Here is an 18454-nt window from a genome sequence, read left to right as displayed (position 1 = left end):
TCAACCCTCCGCGGCGAGGATCTCGTCGAGCTTGTCGTAGCCCTCGCGCATGCCACGCTCCATGCCCTCGGACTGCATGTTCTCGAGCACCTCGACGGTCGAGAACACGCTGTGGTCGACGATCCGCGACCGGCCGCCCTCGAGCGCCTCGAAGCGGATGCAGTCGACGCTGACCTCGTCGGGCCAGCCCTCGAACTCGAACGTCTGGATGATCAGCTCGTTCTCGCGCACCGTGTGGAAGACGCCGCGGAACGCGTACTCGCCATCCTTGTCGCGCTGCACGAAGCGGTAGCCGCCGCCGGTGCGGAAATCCCAGTGGGTGATCTCGGTGCGCTCCTCGCCCGGTCCGATCCACTGCTGGAACAGCTCCGGATCGGCGTGCGCCCGGAACAGCGCCGCGACGGGCGCGTCGAACTCCCGCGTGATGTCGGCATACGACGTCCCCGGAACGGCTTCGATGATGAGCGGGTTGCTCATGATTCCTTCTCCTTCGTGTCGGTCGTGCGAGGGGGTTTCGAGTGATCGGATGCTGCCGCCGCGAGCGCCGCGTCCAGCCGCCGGTACGCGCGCTCGGCGTCGAGCCGGTAGCGGTCGATCCACGCGGTGAGCTGCTCGAGCGCCGCGGCGTCGAGGTGGACCGGCCGGCGCTGTGCATCGCGCGACCTCGTCACGAGCCCGGCGTCTTCGAGCACCCGGATGTGACGCGAGACCGCCTGCATCGTGATAGGGAACGGCTCGGCGAGCTCCCCCACCGTGGCCGGCCCGCGACTCAGGCGCGCGATGATCGCACGGCGCACCGGGTCGCCGAGCGCCACGAACGCTCGATCGAGTCGGTCATCGTCCATTGCTCAACGCATCCCTTTATCAACGCCTATGTTGAATAGAGTACGCACGGATGCGGGCGTGTCAACCCCTCGCCCGGCGGGAAGCCTCAGTCGGCGAGAGCGAGCACCGGCGCGAGGTCCTCGCGGCTGAGCCGGATCCAGGGCCCCGCGGGGTCGACGACCACCCCGGTGATCCCGTCGTCGCTGCGCAGCGCCTTCGCGAGCTGTGCCCCGGTGATCGGACCGGCGTTGTCACCACGACCCATGACGGCGATCTCGAGCGGGTGCGAGTACACCTCGAGGAAGCGACGCCCCTCCGCATCGCGCCCCTCCGCCAGGCCGGGCGCGCCGCTCTCGGCAACCCCCACCGCGACCCACAGCGGCACACGGGTGAGCGCCTCCGCCACCTTCCCGTTCATCTCGGGGGTGCGCTCCGCCGCAAGACGGGTCTTCACGGTCAGCTGCGGATCGGCCTGTTCGACCGCCCGCTCGAGGAGCTCCTTCGGGAGCACGGCGCGAGACGGCGCGGACGCGGGGTCGATGATGATCCCGTCGTAGGAACTGGCGAACACGTGCCGCAGCACCGTGAGCACGGGCTGACCCATCGCCGACGTCTCGACGTCGCCGTCGGCCTTGACGCTCGCCTGGAGCGCGGCGCCGCTCGAGTAGACCAGGGCGAACGTGCGCTCCCCGGAGTTCGCAATCGCGAGCGGAAGCCCCTTGCCTTCGGCGAGGAGCGCCCGGGCGTCGCCCTTGACCCGCAGGAACAGATGCCCCTGCATCAGCTGCCGCGCGACGTCGAGCAGCGCCTGCGACGCCGGAGCGTCGCCGATCCGCCCGAGCGCGGCACGCAGCAGCACGTTGTCGCGCAGCCCCGGCACCGTCTCGGTCTGCTCGGGCGCCGTGCGCATCCATTCCCGCACACCCATGCGCGGCTGCGGTCCCGGCGGGACGGTCTCGTCGGCCTGCGGCTCGCGCGGCTGGGCCGGCTGAACCGGCTGAGACGCCGCAGGCGGCACCCCGAGCCCGCCGAACGACGAGACGGAGATGGACACGGATGCTGCAGCATCCGTCGCCCCCTCATCAGCGGGCGCGCCGGGCACGGGGCCTGACTGGGCCGTCGAGGCGGCACGATCCGCCTCGGAAACGGGCGCATCCGTTGCCGGAGCCTCCGCAGATGCGGAGGGAGCGACCGCTCCATCGGGTGCGATCTCGGCCGCGACGTCCTCAGCCTGTGCGGGCTCGGGGGAGGTCGGCGGCTGCTCGGCGGGCTTCTTCGGACGGCGCGAGAACAAGGCCATTGTGCGAGCCTAACCCGCCGCGGCGACGCGTCCCTCCGGATCGGATGCGACTCGGCACCTCCACGGGTCAGCTCAGCGCGGAGACCCCGGCGACGATCACCCCGATGCCGACGGCGAGAAGGGATGCCGCGAGCACGACGACGCCGGCCCACAGGAGAGCGATCGCGCGACCGGGGCGCTGCGGATCGCGTCCCAGCACCGACAGGAAGAATCCGCCGGGGATGAGAAGCGCGCTCGCGAGCACGCCGACCGATGCCCACTGCCACGGCATGGGGACGCCGACCGCCGACACCAGGAGGAGGCTCACGAGCCCCAGGATCACGAGCACGCCGGCGTGCGCGTGCCCGGCGCGGAAGAAGGTCTTCTGCAGCCCGTTGAAGGGCAGACCGCGCGTCGCGATCCGCAGCAGGAAGGTGCCGCCCGACATGATGCCGATGACGGTGAGGATCGTCGCTCCGGCGACGATCGTGAGGATCGGGTCCATCGTGACCTCCGTTGGATAGTTTCGCTCTCCAATATTGGATAGCTATAGTATCCAATGTCAAGACGTAGGGGGCCGCCTCATGAAGATCTCGGAGCTGTCGGAGCGCAGCGGGGTTCCCGTGGCCACCGTGAAGTTCTACATCCGCGAGGGCATGCTGCCGCGGGGCGAGGCGCTCTCGACGACGCGCGCCGAGTACGGGGAGGAGCACCTGACTCGCCTGAGGCTCATCAGCGCCCTCGCTGACGTGCGCGGACTCCCCCTGTCACGCGTGCGCGACATCCTCGCGCTCATCGACGCCCCGGAGGACGACCCCATCGCGACCCTCGGGCGCGCGGTGAGCGCGCTTCCCCCGTACGTCGAGTCCGACCGCGACGACTATCCGCGAGCACGGGAGGCCATCGACGAACTCGGCCTCACGTATGACCCCGACTTCACCGCGGTCCCCCAGCTCGACGAGGCGTTGCAGGCCCTGGATGCGGCGGGGTTGGATGCCTCCCCCACCGTTCTCCGCCGCTACAGCGACGCGATGCGCCAGGTCGCGACCGAGGAGCTCGCGCCGATGACCGGCATGCCGCGCGCCGAGGCGGTTCCGTACGCGGTGCTCGGCACCGCGCTATACGAGCCGGTGATGCTCGCGCTCCGCCGCCTGGCGCACCACCACCTGCTGGTCGAGGGCAGCGATCGCTGAGGAGCCCACCCCGGGTTGCGCCCGAGGCCGAGCCACCGTGTCAGAGCTTGGAGATCGGGGCGATCTTGATCAGCAGCTTCTTCGGGCCGGCGGAGTCGAACCGCACGTGGGCGACGCGCTTCGCGCCCTCGCCGGTGACGGCGTCGACGCGGCCCTCGCCGAAGTCGTCGTGACGGATGCGGTCGCCCGGCGCCAGCTCGAGGTCGCCGTTGTCGCGCACCTTGGCGGGGATCTTGTTCGCGAACCGCTCGAGGTTGCCCGACGGCTCGCGCCGTGCCAGCGGCACCAGGTCATCGCCGTAGCGGCGACCGCCCGAAGCGCCGAAGCCGGAGCCCGACCCGGATCCTCGGCGGGCGTTCAGCGCGCGCGACTGCGTTCCGCCGCGCGAGTTCACGTCGCCCGGCGACTGGCGCCAGTGGAGCAGCTCGGCCGGGATCTCCTGCAGGAACCGGCTCGGCATCGCGACCGTGACCTCGCCGAACTGCGCGCGGGTCATCGCGAGCGACAGGTACAGGCGCTTGCGGGCACGGGTGATGCCGACGTAGAACAGCCGCCGCTCCTCCTGCGGGCCGCCAGGCTCCCCCGCCGAGATGCGGTGCGGGATGAGGTCCTCTTCGACACCGGTGACGAACACCGCGTCGTACTCGAGACCCTTCGCCGTGTGCATCGTCATGAGCGACACCGAGCCCGAGGCGTCCTCGAGGTCGTCGGCATCCGACACGAGGGCCACTTCGGTCAGGAAGTCGAGCAAGGTGCCTTCGGGGTTGTTGCGCGCGAACTCGCGCGCCACGGCCACCATCTCGTCGAGGTTCTCGATGCGCGCCTCGTCCTGCGCGTCCTTACTGGCGCGCAGCGCGTCGTAGTAGCCGCTCTTGTTCAGCAGCAGCGTCAGGCCCTCGGCGACCGCGGTCGGCGGGGCGAGCTCGCCCGACGCCGGAAGCATGATCTCGGATGCCTCGGCCAGCACCGCGTCGAGATGCGCGATGGCCGCCTGGATCTTGGGCCCGACGCCCAGCGCCGACGAGTTCGCGAGCGCGTCGCGGAACGTGATCTGCTGGTCGGCCGCGTACCGCGAGATCGTCTCGATCGTCACGTCGCCGATGCCACGGCGCGGGCGGTTGATGATGCGGCGCATCGCCATCTCGTCGGCCGGGTTGGCGACAGCGACGAGGTACGCCAGGGCGTCCTTGATCTCGGCGCGCTCGTAGAACTTCGTGCCGCCCATGATCTTGTAGGGCAGCGCGGAGCGGATGAAGATCTCTTCCAGCGCACGCGACTGCGAGTTGGTGCGGTAGAACACCGCGACCTGCGAGTAGTCCACGCCGGCGCGGCGCAGGGCCTCGATCTCGTCGGCGACGAACTGCGCCTCGTCGTGCTGCGAGTAGCCCGTGAAGCCGACGATCTGCTCACCCTCGCCGACGTCGGTCCAGAGCTTCTTGTCTTTGCGGTCGAAGTTGTGGCTGATGACGGCGTTCGCGGCCGACAGGATGTTCTGCGTCGAGCGGTAGTTCTGCTCGAGCAGCACGACCTTGGCGCCCGGGTAGTCCTTCTCGAACTCGCTGATGTTGCGGATGTCGGCGCCGCGGAACGCGTAGATCGACTGGTCGGAGTCGCCGACGACGGTGAGCGACGCTCCTTCTTCGGCGGCGGGCTCCGGCTCGAAGATCATCATGCCGCCCGACGCGGCGAGGGGTGCGGCATCTGATCCCGGCGGACGCGTCAGCTCGTGGATGAGCGCGTACTGCGCGTGGTTGGTGTCCTGGTACTCGTCGACCAGCACGTGCCGGAACCGGCGCCGGTAGACGTCGGCGACCTGCGGGAACGCGCGGAAGAGGAACACCGTCTGCCCGATGAGGTCGTCGAAGTCGAAGGCGTTCGCCTTCTGCAGCTCGCGCTGATACGCACCGAACAGCTCGACGAACACGCGCTCGGCAGGGTCGCTCATGTTGGCCGTGCGGGCGTAGGACTCGGCATCCGCCAGCTCGTTCTTGAGCCGCGAGATCTTCGACTGCGTGGCCGCGGGCGTGAGGCCGAACGCGTCGGCCTCGTGCTCCTTGACGAGGCGCTTGATGAGCGCGCGCGAGTCGCCCGAGTCGTAGATCGTGAAGGACTTGGTGAAGCCGAACTGCTCGGCCTCGCGCCGCAGGATGCGCACGCACGCGGAGTGGAAGGTCGAGATCCACATGCCGCGCGCCGAGTCGCCGATCAAGTGCTCGACGCGCTCGCGCATCTCACCGGCGGCCTTGTTGGTGAACGTGATGGCCAGGATCTGACTCGGCCACGCCTCGCGGCCTCGCAGCAGCGAGGCGATGCGCCGCGTCAGCACGCTGGTCTTGCCCGAGCCCGCGCCGGCCACGATGAGCAGTGCCTGCCCGCGGTAGGTCACGGCCTCCCGCTGCTGCGGGTTGAGCCCTTCGAGCAGGTCGTCGTCGGGGCGTGCGCCGGGGGCCTGAGGGCCGATGTCTCTGCCGACGATGATGGGGGTGCTGGCGTCCGTCATTGCCCGTCAAGTCTAGGCGCGCGCGCCGACACCCATGCCGTCCGCATCGCGCGGTTGGAGAGCGATGGATGCTGCGCCTCACGGCAGCCGCGACGCCGCCTCCTTCAGCTTCCGCAGCGCAGAAGGCACCTCTTCGAGTCGCTCCTCGGCCTCCTCGCGTGCGAGGCGGGCGATCGTCTCGTACGCGTCGGACAGCTCGCCGGCCCGGCCGGCGAGCGCGCCCTCGTGGGACACCCGGCGCGCAAGGAGCATCGCGTCGCGGTGCGCGCCCAGCGCGTCGTGCAGGTCGTCGCCGGCATCAGCGATGGCTTCGACCTGCGTGGGGAACAGGTCCGGTGCCACGTCGGCGATCGCCTCGGCGACATACCGGGTGCGGCGTGCGGCCTTGCGCAGCTCGTGGTGCGCCTGGTCCGAGCCGTCGAGGCGACCCTCGGCCTTCTCGACGCGCCGCGCCTGCGTCGCGAGCACGGCGGCGAGCACGTCGGCTGCGGACCGATCCGGCTCGGCGACGACCGCCGAGTCGACGAACTCCCGCAGCAGCCGCGCGCGCTCCTCCGCCCGCGGCGAGCGCGCGAGCTCCACGAGTCGCTCGTGGGCGACGGGGTAGGCCTCGCGCTGGCTCTCGACGAGCCGATGCACGACCGCAGGATCGTCGATCTCCGCGCGCTCCAGCAGCTGCTCCGCGACATCGGCGCGCACCTCGATGTCGCGCACGACGCCGAGCTCACGCCCCCACTCGGCATAGGCGACCCGCACGCGCTCGGCAGCCCGTGCGTCGAGCGCTTCGCGGAACCCCCCGAGCACGCTGCGCAGCCGCCGCACCCGCACGCGGTGCTGATGCACGCCGTCAGGCTCGTCGGTCAGGGCTGCGGCGGCGCTCTCCTCAACCCCAGCCGCTGCGCGGCGCAGGATCTCCCCGAGCACGTCCCCGACGGTGGGGTTCTTCCGCGACCTGCGCATCCCCCGAGCGTAAGACTCGGGGGCTGGCCGGGGAGAGCTTTCAGCCGCGAGTGGGCAAGATGGACCCCATGCGCACCCTCCTCAACATCATCTGGCTCGTGCTGTCGGGCTTCTGGATGTTCCTCGGCTATATGTTGGCGGGAGTGGTGCTGTGCATCCTGATCCTCACCATCCCGTGGGGCATCGCCTCGTTCCGCATCGGCCTCTACGCCCTCTGGCCCTTCGGCCGCACGATTGTCGACAAGCCGACGTCGGGCGTCGGCTCATTCCTCGGCAACGTCGTCTGGGTGATCCTCGCCGGCTGGTGGCTGGCGATCGGCCACATCATCACGGGCATCGCGCTGTGCATCACGATCATCGGCATCCCGCTGGGCGTCGCGAGCTTCAAGCTCGTCCCGATCTCGCTCATGCCCCTCGGCAAGGTCATCGTCGACAGCCGTACGCTGCAGCCGGTCTGAGCCGGATCACGGATGCCGCGACCTGCCCGCGGCTAGGGCTCGACGATGTGCGAGCGCGTGGCGAGCACGTTGAGCTCCTCGCATCCGTCATCCGTCACGAGGACCGCGCCGCCCAGGCACACCTGGCGGAGTCCGATGAGTGCGGCGGGCTGGAACGCGAACGTCATGCCGGCGCGGAGTTCGACGTCGCCGTCTGCAGGCACGACGCCGGGGATCGGATAGCCGTCGAGGTCGGCACGCCCCTGAGCGTTGACGAACATCGGGCTGTTGTAGGTACCTGGTGAGACGGTCTGGATCACCGGCGGCCGGATCCAGGCGCCGGTCGCGACGATCTCGGCGTGCATCGCGGCGTAGACGTCCGAGAACATGACGCCCGGCCGCGCCGCGGCGACGCCCGCCTCGTAGGCGGCGCGGGCGGCGTCGGCGAGGCGGCGGTGCACGTCGTCTGCGCCGAACTGCACGTGCATCTGCTGCTGCGATTCGAGTCCGGCGAAGCACGCGAAGATCTCGGCGCCGATCGCGTCGCCCGGCCGGAGGATCGGCGGCTCGCCGCCGGCCCATCCCCACTCGATCGGACCGCCGAAGCCGGGGTTCCCGCTCCGCAGGATCATCCCTGGTCCGGCGCTGTGGCCGCCCCGGCGGGTGATCTCGGCCTCGACCGCCGCATACACGTCGCTCTCGCGCGCACCCACACGCGCAGAATCCAGGAACACCTGACTGGCCTGCTCGCCGATGCCGGCCGCGTGGCGGAAGAGGTCCTGCTCCTCCGGGCTCTTCACCAAGCGCGCCCGCGCGAACGCGAGCGTGATGTCGACCCACTCGACTTCGGGCGTCGCCGCCGTGATCATCTCCCAGGCTCCGTGCGGGATGCCGCCGCCGAACGGGGACGCACCGCCCAGGCCGATCAACCCGATGCGCGCACGACCGGCACGCCACGTGCGCACAACCTCGGCGATCAGGAAGGGCGGGGGTCCGGTGCGCAGGTCCGCGATCCATCGCGCGTCCGCGAGCCTCCGGCCCTGGTCGTCGAACCTCAGCAGAGCGACCGCGCCCACCCCCGAGATGAGCGTGGGATCCCCGTCGCGCGGAATCGCGACGATGCCACCGGGGATGGCCTCGCCTGCCAGGTACACGTCAGTGCGATCGAACGCGCTGCCGAAGGCGACGACCCCTGAGAGGTCGTCGGCGTCCATCAGCTCCCGCACCCGCGCCCATCGGCGGTCGCGTTCGTGCAGGCTCGGTCGGGGGAACGGAATGCGGGCAGGTGGCACGTCGAAGCCTTCTGTGAGCTGTGCAGAGGAACGGGTGAGGGAGAGGACTCGTCTCCGCGCCCTCTCCCCCGGTGGATCAGCCCCAGGCGCTGTCCATCGACTCCAGGACCTGGTTGATCGTGAGCTGTCCGGTGAGGATGCCGGTCACGCCGGTGCCGAGCGCGTCGAACACGGCGCCGTTCGGCCAATCGACCGGCGGGTACGGACGCGTGCCCTCGGCGGTGAGGAGCGCCTGCGAGCTCTGGTAGGCCTCGGGGAGGTCGGCCGTGTCGCCGCCCAGCGGGAGCGTGCCCTGGATCTCGGCCATCATGGCCGCCTGCTCGGGCTCGGCCGACCACTGGATGAAGTCCTTGACGAGCTCGGGGCTCTTCGTCTTGGCGTTACCCGCGATGCCGTCGGTGCTGGTGAGCAGGATCTTCGGGTCGAGGCCATCGGGTGCGGGCATCGGCAGCACGTCCATCTTCAGCGCGCCGCCCGACGCGTTCGACAGCGTCACCGTCGCGCTGCTCGGCGCCGCGAACGCGAGCATGGTGCCGCCGGCGACGCCGTTGGTGAGCGCGTCGAAGCCCGCACCCTCGGCGCCCGGCTGCATGCAGCCGGCGTCGTAGAGATCCTTGACGGCCTGCAGAGCGTCCTTCCAGCCGTCCGACTCGGCGAACGTGGTGTCGCCGGCCGCACGCTGGTCGTTCCACTCGGGCTCCGGGCCGTAGACCGTGCTGGCCGCGAAGCCGAGCGCCGTGATCGCGGGGGCCGTGGGGACCGCACCGGCGAGGCCGAGCACCGCGAGGCCGCCGTCGGCGGCGTCGCCGCACTGCGCCGCGAGGTCCTCGACCGAGGTCTCGGCGGTCCAGTCGATGCCGGATTCCTCCGCGAGCGGTCCGTTGACGACGAGACCGTTCACCTGCACCGACGTGGGCACCCCGTAGAACGTGCCATCGAACACCCAGCCCGCCTGCACGGCCTCGGGCAGCGCCTCTTCGAGGACCTCGGTGTCGAGCGGCAGGACGAGACCTGCCTCGGCGAGCGGCCCGACCGAGGGGTTCTGGCCGGTGCCCGACAGGGTGTAGAACACGTCGGGGCCGTTGCCGGCGTTCAGCTGCGTGTTCAGCAGCGACGGGTAGCCGTCGAGCCCGTACTTCTGGATCTCGATCGTGACGCCGGGGTGGCTGCCCATGTAGCTCTGCGCCAGCTGCTCGTACCAGTCCTGTGCATCGGCTGCGATGGAATACGCGAACGTGATCGTCTGCGGCTCCTGCCCTTCGCCGGCGTCGGCCGAGCCGGCGCAGCCGGCGAGAAGGAGCGCCGCCGAGGCGCTGGTGGCGAGCACGAGGGTGCTTCGTCGGACCTGCTTGCGTGCCATGGTTCTGCCTTTCATTCGGGTGTATCGGGTTGGTTCGGGTGTCAGACCGCGACCGGGCGCGGCGCACGGTCGGGCAAGCGGCCACGCAGCACGCGCGCGCTGTCGACGATGAAGCCCGTCGCCGCGTCGCCGGTCACCGTCGCGCGCAGGCGCGCCTCGGTGGCGCGCATGTCGCCTGCCGTGGCGAACGCATCCGCATGATCGCGCGCCCAGGCCAGCTCGGCGTCGCTCAGGTCGATGTGCGAGGCGCGCCACTCCGGGTCGTCGACGAACAGCGACATCTCGGTGCCCGGGTCCTCGCGCATGCCGGGGAAGAGCCCCTCGATCGAGTAGTTCCGCGCCGGCGCGGACGCCAGGGCATCCAGCATCCCGTCCCAGTCGATGACCCCTTCGCCGATGGGCGTGATGAGGCGCCCGATGCCGTGCTGATTGGGGACGACCACGACATCGCGCAGATGGGTCTGCCGCGTGTAGGGGGCGACACGGCGGGCTGCCGCGACGGGGTCCTCGCCGCGGATCACCACGTTGGCCGAGTCGAAAGTGATGCCGAACGCGTCCGGGCCGGCGTCCTCGACGAGGCGCACGACCTCGAAGCTCGAGATCTCCTCATGGGTCTCGAGGTTCAGGTGAAGCCCGAGGTCGAGCAGCGCGGGGCGCAGCATCCCCAGCACGCGCGCAGTCGCGGCCAGCTGCTCGGGCCACGACACATCCGTGCGGAAGCGGTCGCAGGCGCGCAGGCCGCGCAGCCGGAACTGGTAGTTCGTCGTCGCGGCCCACACCTCCCCGATCCCGCACGCAGCGGCAGCCTCGAGCTTGCGGCGCATGCCGGTGAGCCAGTCGCCGTCGCCGAGCCCGCGTGTCGTCGCGTCCTCCGGCATCGCGAACGGGTTGACCTTGCCGGCCCCCGTCTCGAGGTAGAGGCCGCGGTCGGCGGCCGCGGCTGCGACGTCGGCCAGCTCCCGGGCGTCGAGCGTCGGGCTGAGATCGAGGATGTCGCGGAAGAACACTCCGTCCAGCCCCAGTTCGGCGACCCGCTCGATGACCCAATGAGCGTCGTGCGTGAACGCGCCGGGCAGCTTCGTGGAGTCGGTGCCGACCCGGATCCGGCTCATGCGTCGGCGCCCTTGTCGTCGCCGGGGTCCGACAGGTCGACCAGGCCGCGGCGGAACACGTTCTCGGGGTCGTGGCGGCGCTTGGTCGCGGCGAGGTCTTCGTACTTCTCGCCGTAGACCGCCTTGGCCACTTCGTCATCGCCCTGCACCGACGTGAAGTTGATGTACGTGCCGCGCTTCGAGGGCGCGAGCGCGTCCGAGAAGCCACGCGCCCACTCCACGAGCGGCGCTTTCTCGGACGGGTACTCCCAGTCCGCCCCGATGTTGGCGGAGTAGTTCATGACGCGACCCGTCGGCAGTGCGTCGTCGCGTCCCTCACGTGCCGTACCAGGCCCCGCGATGATCTCGAACGGGCACATCACCTGGTGCGAGATGAAGGCGCTGGAGTTCAGTGCGCGGCCCGGATAGAGGTCGGACTGCTCGATGATCGTGTCGATCACGTCGTCGGTGAGCTCCTCGATGAACGTGTGCTTCCAGTAGTGGCGAAGGCCGTAGCGGAACTCGTCGTCGGTCTGGTGCTGCAGCGTGACGTGGGGCATCGTGCGCACGTCGAGATAGATCGGCGTGAAGCCCTCGAAGATCGGCGCGGTCGCCGCGGGCTCGTCAGCCGGGTCGCCGTAGCGGATGGTCGCAAGCGACAGGATCGGCCGGCCGCGGTGCTCTGCAGGGATCTGGCTCCAGAACTCGGGCGCCCGGTAGAGCCGCAGGTACGTGCCGACCTCCGACGGCATACCGATCCCGCGCTCGGCGAAGCGCTGCATGATCGCGCGGCGGTCGTCGGCGGCGAACAGCGCGAGGCGCACCGTGGCCAGGCCTGCAAGCCGCTGCGGACGGAAGGTGAACCGCGTCGCGACGCCGTAGTTGTGGCCGGCGCCCTTCATCGCGCGGAACAGGTCGGGGTGCGACGTCGCGCTGACCTCGAGGATGCTGCCGTCGGCGACGACAACCTCGATCGACTCGAGGTGGTCGACGGTCGCGCCGTGCTGGCGGGCGAGGTAGCCGAATCCGCCGCCGAGCGTGAGCCCCGCGACGCCGGTGTGCGAGACGACGCCCGCGGGCACCACCAGACCGGTGCCCTCGCACGCGCGGTCGACCTGGCCCCAGTTGCAGCCGCCGCCGACGCGGATGAGGCCGGCCTCCTCGTCGATCTCGATGTCGTTGATGAGGCGGGTGTCGATCTGCACCGCTCCGTCCATCGCGGCGGTGCCGGCGAGGTTGTGACCGCCGCTGCGGACCGTGATCGGGTAGCCGTGGGCCGTCGTCCAGCGCAGCGCCGCCGACACGTCCTCGGCGTTCCGCACCCGCACGATGGCGGCGGGACGGCGATCGATGTCGGCATTCCAGAGGCGGCGAGCGAGGTCGTACTCGGCCGTGCCGGGGTACAGCACGTCGCAGTCGACGGCGTCGGCGAGCTGCTCGATCGGGGGGATCGTGAGGGTCGAGGACATGATGCTCCTATCGGGAGGGGACGGATGCTGCGAGCTCGGCGAGCACGGAGCGAAGATGTGCGGCGGACCGGGCGACGAAGCCGTCGTGCGCGGCGCGCTGGTCGGGGAGGAAGACGTCGAGGTCGGCGCACGACGGGCCGCTGCCGTCGGCGGCGTCACGCGCGGACGAGGTGGCCAAGGCACGGAGCGCGTCGAGTTCCGCGCCGTCCAGCTCGGGGTGAAGAGCCACCCAGAAGGGGTCGGCGATCGGAACGTCGCTGCGCCCCGACCACCCGCCGACACCCTCGATGGTGAGATTCAGCGCCGGGTTGGCCGCGAGCAGGACACCGAGCGTCTCGCTCCAGTCCAGCTGCCCGTCGCCGCACGGGCGCAGGAAGCGGGTCAGCCCGCCGGAGTCTGGCGTCGGGAAGACCTGGATGTCGCGCAGCTGGGTGCTGACCACGTACGGAGCGACGCGCTCCACCGCCGCGCGCGGGTCTTCTCCGCGGGCGATCGGGTTCGCGGGATCGAGGCAGATACCGACGTGCGGATCGTCCGCCCCTTCGACGATGCGCAGCAACTCACGCGTCGTGATCTCCTCGTGCGTCTCGATGCCGAGAACGAGGTCGTAGTGATGCAGTGCGGGAAGGAGCTTGCCGACGAGGCCGGCGATGGCCCGCAGCTGGTCGGGCCAAGGCGCCTCCCGACGGGCGCGGTCGGTGTCGTAGGGGGCCGCGTACTCCTTGACGCCCGCGCACGCCGTCCACAGTGTGGTCCAGCCCATCTCGGCGCACGCGGCGAACATGCGCTCCATGCCGGCGATGAAGTCGCCGTCGCCGAGCGCGCGCACCTCGGGCAGCTCTGCGGTCATGTATGGGTTGATCTTTCCGACGCCCATCTCGACGTACATGCCGAGTTCGTCGGCGCGCTGCCGGAAGGCATCCAATTCCCCCCTGTCCAGGGTGGGCGACAGGTCGGTGAGCGTGCGGATGTTGACGCCCTCGAGCCCCTGCGCGTGCAACGTGTCGAGCAGCGCCGGGCCGTGCCCCCACAGGTCGCCGACGCGGACGAGGCTGATGTCGGAGCCGATGCGCGTCACGCCGGCACCCCTGCGCCGAGGCGGCGGCCGGCGTGCGGGAGGATGCGGAGGGCGTTGCCGCTCGACACTGCCGCGACCTGCTCGGCTGACCACCCGTCGCGCACCCGGGTCGCATAGTCGCGCTCGAGCGCCAGGATGGAGTCGTTCGCCCACGGCACGTCGGTGCCGAAAAGGATTCGGTCGGTGCGCTCGAGCTGGAGGAGCGGCCCGAGGTTCAGCGTGGTGTCGTAATAGAGGCCGTCGAGCTTGCGGGTCTCGGCCTCGAGGCCGTCAGCGGTCACCGGCACATTCCAGTCGCCGCCCTGCAGAGCGTGCATCGCGATGCGCCACTTGATGTACGGCACCATCCCGCCGGTGTGCGGGAAGATGAACCGGATGCGCGGGAACCGCTCGAACACGTTCGCCGCGGCCAGCGCGGTGACCGCGCGTGTGGTGTCGAACGTCCCCTCCAGCAGGGGACCCGGCAGGCCGGCGGGCGCGTTGAACACGAGGATCGGGTGCATGAACACGACCGCGTCGCGGGCGTCGAGCTCCTGAAGAAGGCCCGTGTACTCGGGCTGCGCGAGGTAGGCGCCCTGGTAGCTCGTGAGCATCGCGACGCCCTCGAACCGGCCGCTGTCGAGGGCGGCGACGGCGTGAGCGGTCGCGAGGTCGGGGTCGGGCAGCGGAAGAGTGGCGAAAGCGCCGAAACGGCTGGGCGAGTCCCGCACGATGTCGGCGAGTTCATCGTTGAGGTCGTCGGTCACGGCGGCGAGATCGGCCCCCGCCCACGACAGGTCTGCGGGCACCGACAGCACCGACATCGTGGTCCCGGTGATCGCCATCTGATCGAGAGCGATCTCGGGGTTCCACGCGGGGCCGCCACGGAAGACCGGGAGCCCGCGACGCTCCTGGTGGGCGATGAGTCCCGGCAGCGTGGGGTGGTGGTGGACGTCGATGAGAGTCATCCGACAGCTCCGATCTTCGTTGACGAGCAAGTTGGTATACAACATACGAGCAAGCGAAAAGACGTCGCCATATCCACCAAGCGCATGACGCTTATGTTGCCTATCGACGGTGTTTATACCTCTCTGATGGACTCGACCTGTGGCGGTATGCCGTATACAACAGTCAGGGAGGCGCGACTCCCCGAGGAGAGAAATGACCCCACTGACCCCGGCCACACGCACGGCGATCGACGCCACGTCCACGATCGGAGCGACGCACCTGCCATTGCGCGAGCGGGTGAGGGATCTCCTTCGCGATCGAATCGTCCGCGGCGACTTCGCGCCCGGCGACCGCCTCGTCGAGCGGGTGCTCGCCGAGGAGATGGGCGTCTCACGCGTCCCGGTGCGCGAGGCGCTCACCCTTCTCAAGGGCGAGGGATTCGTTCAGGATGTGCCGCGGCGCGGCGTCATCGTCACGGTGCTGGCGAAGGAGGACGTCGACGACCTGTTCGACGTGCGCGTCGCCCTCGACGTGCAGTGCGCGCGCCTGGCCAGCGCGCGGGCGACCGACGACGAGATCCGGGCGCTCGCAGCCATCGCGGACGCGGCCGATGCGGCGCTCGCGCGGGGCGACCTCGGCGCTATCGCCGAGCTCAATCAGGCCTTCCACGACGCCGTCCCGCGCATGGCGCACAACCGCATCCTGGCGTCGACCCTCGAGCCGCTCGAGGGCCGGCTCCACTGGGTGCTCCGCCAGAACCGGTCACCCGAGATCCTCCTCGCCGAGCATCGGGAGCTGGTCGAGGCCCTCGCGAAGCGCGACGCCGACGCGGCGGCCGATGTCGCACTGCGACACGTGGACACGAGCCGCCGCCTGTGCCACGAGATCATGTTCGGCGATGAGTCCTGAACGAGCCGTCGACGGTGCCGCCTCTCGGGCGGCCGTCGGCGGCACCTCCTTCGCTCAGCTGCAGGCATTCGTCGCGGCGGCCGACCTCGGGAGCTTCACCAAAGCTGCTGAACGACTACAGGTCACGCAGCCGGCGATCTCGATTCTGATCCAGCGCCTCGAGAGAGAACTCGAGACGACGCTCATCCACCGCGGCGGTCGCGCATTCGCCCTCACCGATCACGGGCGTCGCCTTCTGCCGCACGCCGAGAAGGCCGTCTGCGCCGCGCAGCAGGGCGTCGACGCCGTTCGCACGGCGGACTGAGCGGAAGCGGTCCCCGCGGCCCCAGCTGCGGCCCGCAGCATCCGATTGATCACAGCAGTCGGCGCGCCGATGCCCAGGCCGTGAGCTCGTACCGCGACGAGAGCTGCAGCTTGCGCAGCACCGCGGAGACGTGCGACTCGACTGTCTTCATCGAGATGAAGAGCTCGGCGGCGACCTCCTTGTAGGCGTAGCCGCGGGCGATGAGCCGCATCACCTCCTGCTCGCGCGACGACAGGCGGTCGAGCTCGTCGTTGGTCGTCGCGGTCTCGCCGACGGCGGCGCCGAAGGCGTCGAGCACGAAGCCCGCGAGGCGCGGTGAGAAGACGGCGTCTCCGTCGGCGACCGCGTGGACGGCGCTGCTGACCTCCGCGCCCGACGACCCCTTCGTGATGTACCCGCGGGCGCCGGCGCGAATGACGCGTACGACGTCCTCCGCGGCATCCGACACGCTGAGCGCCAGGAACCGCGTGGCGGGCACGGACGGAGCCGCCCCGCGGATCACGGCTTCGCCACCGGCCGCATCGGGACCGGATGCCGCGCCTGCCCCGGCGGGCAGGTGCACGTCGAGCAGCACGACGTCGGGGGCCGTCGCTTCGATGACGGCCACCGCGGACGCTGCGTCGGCCGCCTCACCGACCACCTCGACCGACGCGTCGAGGTCGGCGCGCAGGCCCGAGCGGAAGATCGAGTGGTCGTCGACGATCACGACGCGTACGGTGCGTTCAGCCACGGCTCCCCTCCCGGGAATATGCGGGCCCGGTGTCGGGCGAGGGGGTCGTGGAGAACCGCAGGTGCACCTCGGTGCCGCCGCCCGCTCCCCGCCGGATGGTCGCCGAGCCGCCCGCCCGGCGCATGCGGCCGAGGATGGATTGACGGATGCCGAGCCTGTCGTCCGGGATGTCGTCGAGGTCGAACCCGGGGCCGCGGTCGCGTACGTACACGTCGACGGCGTTCGCGTTGCCCTCGATGTAGACCGACACGTCGCCGCCGGCGTGGCGGGCCGCGTTCAGCATCGCCTCGCGCGAGGCCGCCGCGACTTCGCCGCTCGCGCGCTCGGCCGGAAGCCCCGCCGAGACGACGTCGATGCGCACCGGATAGTCGAGCTCGAGGGCCGCGGCGTAATCGCGCAGGTCGGTCGGCAGATCGCTGTCGGCGGGGGCGTCGCCGTCGTAGAGCCAGGCGCGCAGCTCGCGCTCCTGGGCGCGGGCCAGGCGTGCGACCTCGCTCGACGCACCCGCGCGGTTCTGGATCAGGGCGAGGGTCTGCAGCACAGAATCGTGCAGGTGCGCGGCCATCTCGGCGCGCTGCTCCTCGCGGATGCGCCGCACGCGCTCCCCGGAGAGCTCGCGCCAGCGGTCCACGAGGATCGACGAGTACACGAGCAGGATCCCCGCGATGGGCACCAGCGCGATCACGAACCCTGCGACGCCGGTCTGCCGCAGCGCCGAGAGCTGCGTGAGCAGCAGGAGGATCAGGGCCACCGTCACCACGATGCGCACGACGTTCTCGTGCCGCGGGCCGCGCGCGGGGTCGCGCCGGTCGACGAGCGTCGCCCAGGCGCCGGCCGCGACCGCGAGCGCCGTCGCGAGGACCACACCTCCTACCCATCCGGGCAGCGACGTCCCTACGATGCCGTTCGCCCCGAACAGGGCGATCGCAGCCATCGTCACCAGCGCGACAGCGATCGCGGCGCCGGTGAGCAGCCAGGCCACGGGCACTCGACGCGTCGGCACGTCGTGCGCGGACGCGGCCGGGGTGGCAGCATCGGTCCGCGGGTCGTCCCACGGCACGAACACCCACAGCCACGCGTAGAGCAGCGCGCCCGCGCCCCACACGACGGTCAGCACGACGAACGCGGCGCGCACGACCCACAGCGGCCAGCCCAGGTGGCGGGCGAGTCCCGCCGAGACCCCGGAGACGGCGCAGTCCCGCGGACGACGCAGCGGCGGCCGCTCCGGCGGGGTCGGCGGGGGGGCCCCGCCCGCCGCGGGCGGCGGCGGCGGGGGGGGGGGCATGCCGACAATCCAATCATCGTGCCCGACCCCCGAGCCACGATCCCGAGCGGAGATCAGGGACGCGTCAGGGGATCACCCCATAGCGAGCCTCTCGCGGCGGCCGCCAGGGTGGAACCATGACCGACACGACCACCGCTCCCCCCACCGATCCGGGACCGCCGCCGACCGCCCCTCCGGGGCTGCCGACCGGCACGGACCGGTTCTTCTCGTGGGTGGAGGGCCTCGGCATCGTGCGGGCTGACGGCTGGCTCGGCGGAGTGTGCGGCGGCCTCGCGGCGCGGCTGCGGATCGACCCGATCATCGTGCGCGGCATCTTCGTCGTGGTGGCGCTCTTCGGATTCCCGGCGCTGCTGGTCTACGCGATCGCGTGGGCGCTGCTTCCCGACAGGAGCGGGCGCATCCACCTGCGCGAGCTCTTCCAGGGCCGCTACGACGCCGCGATGACCGGCGTCTTCATCCTGGCCGTCGTCGGGTTCGTCCCCGTCGTGCCGTGGCTGCGCAACATCCTGATGTGGCCGCTGTGGGCGCTCACCGGATTCGCGCCGTGGGCGTGGGACGGCTCGGGCATCTGGGACCTCGGCTCGCCGTTCGGCGGCATCGGAGTGATCCTCGCCCTCGCGCTCATCGGCACGGCCGTGTACTTCATCGTCCGGACGGCTCAGGCCGGCCGGCCCTCCCGGGCGGGTGCGCCGATGGCTTCCGCGCCGCCCGCCCCAGTCGCGTCGCATTCGGGTGCGGACGCGGCCTCCCCTCTCGCGGCCGACGCCGCGGGCATCTCCGAGCCGTCGCGGCGCGGGCCCGCCCGCGGCTGGCCC

The 18454-nt window shown here is 70.9% G+C and carries 19 protein-coding genes; 5 read left to right on the top strand and 14 right to left on the bottom strand.

Going from position 1 to position 18454, the window contains the following annotated elements:
• From ACLBXX_RS03995 to ACLBXX_RS03980, 4 genes are all read right to left on the bottom strand, one after another.
• Positions 1–477: an SRPBCC family protein gene (locus ACLBXX_RS03995; protein ID WP_387143897.1), complete on the bottom strand. Its 477-nt coding sequence runs from the start codon at positions 475–477 to the stop codon at positions 1–3.
• Positions 474–845 carry an ArsR/SmtB family transcription factor gene (locus ACLBXX_RS03990; protein WP_447656928.1) on the bottom strand — a complete coding sequence of 124 codons (372 nt, stop codon included), beginning with the start codon at positions 843–845 and terminating at the stop codon, positions 474–476. The genes ACLBXX_RS03995 and ACLBXX_RS03990 overlap by 4 nt, the downstream gene beginning before the upstream one ends.
• An 86-nt stretch (positions 846–931) precedes the next feature.
• Entirely contained in the window at positions 932–2125 is a 1194-nt protein-coding gene (locus ACLBXX_RS03985) for an SseB family protein (protein WP_447656927.1), read from the bottom strand.
• Positions 2126–2192: 67 nt separating this feature from the next.
• Positions 2193–2609 (bottom strand): hypothetical protein, encoded by a 417-nt coding sequence (locus ACLBXX_RS03980; RefSeq protein ID WP_447656926.1) that lies wholly within the window; start codon positions 2607–2609, stop codon positions 2193–2195.
• A 79-nt stretch (positions 2610–2688) separates the two neighbouring features.
• Between ACLBXX_RS03980 and ACLBXX_RS03975 the strand changes: the two genes are divergently transcribed.
• Positions 2689–3297: a MerR family transcriptional regulator gene (locus ACLBXX_RS03975; protein WP_447656925.1), complete on the top strand. Its 609-nt coding sequence runs from the start codon at positions 2689–2691 to the stop codon at positions 3295–3297.
• A 40-nt stretch (positions 3298–3337) separates the two neighbouring features.
• Here the strand turns inward: ACLBXX_RS03975 and ACLBXX_RS03970 are convergent, their stop codons facing one another.
• Both ACLBXX_RS03970 and ACLBXX_RS03965 read right to left on the bottom strand, forming a co-directional pair.
• On the bottom strand, positions 3338–5797 hold the full coding sequence (locus ACLBXX_RS03970; RefSeq protein ID WP_447656924.1) for an ATP-dependent helicase: 2460 nt from the start codon (positions 5795–5797) through the stop codon (positions 3338–3340).
• Positions 5798–5875: 78 nt separating this feature from the next.
• The gene (locus ACLBXX_RS03965; protein WP_447656923.1) at positions 5876–6757 is read right to left on the bottom strand and encodes a CHAD domain-containing protein; all 882 of its coding nucleotides are present in this window, start codon (positions 6755–6757) and stop codon (positions 5876–5878) included.
• A gap of 68 nt (positions 6758–6825) precedes the next feature.
• On the opposite strand from ACLBXX_RS03965, the gene ACLBXX_RS03960 reads away from it, so the two are divergent.
• Entirely contained in the window at positions 6826–7215 is a 390-nt protein-coding gene (locus tag ACLBXX_RS03960) for a YccF domain-containing protein (RefSeq protein ID WP_447656922.1), read from the top strand.
• Between the two features lie 32 nt (positions 7216–7247).
• Here the strand turns inward: ACLBXX_RS03960 and ACLBXX_RS03955 are convergent, their stop codons facing one another.
• The 6 genes from ACLBXX_RS03955 to ACLBXX_RS03930 all read right to left on the bottom strand — a co-directional run bounded on the left by ACLBXX_RS03955 (position 7248) and on the right by ACLBXX_RS03930 (position 14431).
• Positions 7248–8486 (bottom strand): M24 family metallopeptidase, encoded by a 1239-nt coding sequence (locus tag ACLBXX_RS03955; RefSeq protein ID WP_447656921.1) that lies wholly within the window; start codon positions 8484–8486, stop codon positions 7248–7250.
• 76 nt (positions 8487–8562) lie between these two features.
• Complete coding sequence (locus ACLBXX_RS03950; RefSeq protein WP_447656920.1) at positions 8563–9846, bottom strand: ABC transporter substrate-binding protein; 1284 nt, start codon at positions 9844–9846, stop codon at positions 8563–8565.
• 41 nt (positions 9847–9887) lie between these two features.
• Positions 9888–10958: a sugar phosphate isomerase/epimerase family protein gene (locus ACLBXX_RS03945; protein WP_447656919.1), complete on the bottom strand. Its 1071-nt coding sequence runs from the start codon at positions 10956–10958 to the stop codon at positions 9888–9890.
• Complete coding sequence (locus tag ACLBXX_RS03940) at positions 10955–12406, bottom strand: FAD-binding oxidoreductase (protein WP_447656918.1); 1452 nt, start codon at positions 12404–12406, stop codon at positions 10955–10957. Before ACLBXX_RS03940 ends, ACLBXX_RS03945 begins: the two co-directional genes overlap by 4 nt.
• A gap of 7 nt (positions 12407–12413) precedes the next feature.
• Complete coding sequence (locus tag ACLBXX_RS03935; protein WP_447656917.1) at positions 12414–13484, bottom strand: sugar phosphate isomerase/epimerase family protein; 1071 nt, start codon at positions 13482–13484, stop codon at positions 12414–12416.
• On the bottom strand, positions 13481–14431 hold the full coding sequence (locus tag ACLBXX_RS03930) for an amidohydrolase family protein (RefSeq protein ID WP_447656916.1): 951 nt from the start codon (positions 14429–14431) through the stop codon (positions 13481–13483). Before ACLBXX_RS03930 ends, ACLBXX_RS03935 begins: the two co-directional genes overlap by 4 nt.
• Before the next feature lie 193 nt (positions 14432–14624).
• On the opposite strand from ACLBXX_RS03930, the gene ACLBXX_RS03925 reads away from it, so the two are divergent.
• Both ACLBXX_RS03925 and ACLBXX_RS03920 read left to right on the top strand, forming a co-directional pair.
• Positions 14625–15320, top strand: a complete 696-nt coding sequence (locus ACLBXX_RS03925) for a GntR family transcriptional regulator (RefSeq protein WP_447656915.1) — start codon at positions 14625–14627, stop codon at positions 15318–15320.
• Positions 15310–15624, top strand: a complete 315-nt coding sequence (locus ACLBXX_RS03920) for a LysR family transcriptional regulator (protein WP_447656914.1) — start codon at positions 15310–15312, stop codon at positions 15622–15624. The genes ACLBXX_RS03925 and ACLBXX_RS03920 overlap by 11 nt, the downstream gene beginning before the upstream one ends.
• Before the next feature lie 49 nt (positions 15625–15673).
• On the opposite strand, the gene ACLBXX_RS03915 is transcribed toward ACLBXX_RS03920, so the two are convergent.
• Together ACLBXX_RS03915 and ACLBXX_RS03910 are read right to left on the bottom strand one after the other, a co-directional pair.
• Positions 15674–16354, bottom strand: a complete 681-nt coding sequence (locus ACLBXX_RS03915; RefSeq protein ID WP_447656913.1) for a LuxR C-terminal-related transcriptional regulator — start codon at positions 16352–16354, stop codon at positions 15674–15676.
• Complete coding sequence (locus ACLBXX_RS03910) at positions 16347–17639, bottom strand: ATP-binding protein (RefSeq protein ID WP_447656912.1); 1293 nt, start codon at positions 17637–17639, stop codon at positions 16347–16349. Before ACLBXX_RS03910 ends, ACLBXX_RS03915 begins: the two co-directional genes overlap by 8 nt.
• Before the next feature lie 116 nt (positions 17640–17755).
• Here ACLBXX_RS03910 and ACLBXX_RS03905 point away from each other — a divergent pair.
• Positions 17756–18454: PspC domain-containing protein (locus tag ACLBXX_RS03905; protein WP_447656911.1), on the top strand; the 699-nt coding region annotated here is incomplete at its 3' end.

Source organism: Microbacterium sp. C23T (assembly GCF_053345975.1).
The sequence above is the reverse complement of the archived record's forward strand: the minus strand, read 5'-3'. Positions and strand labels throughout refer to the sequence as shown.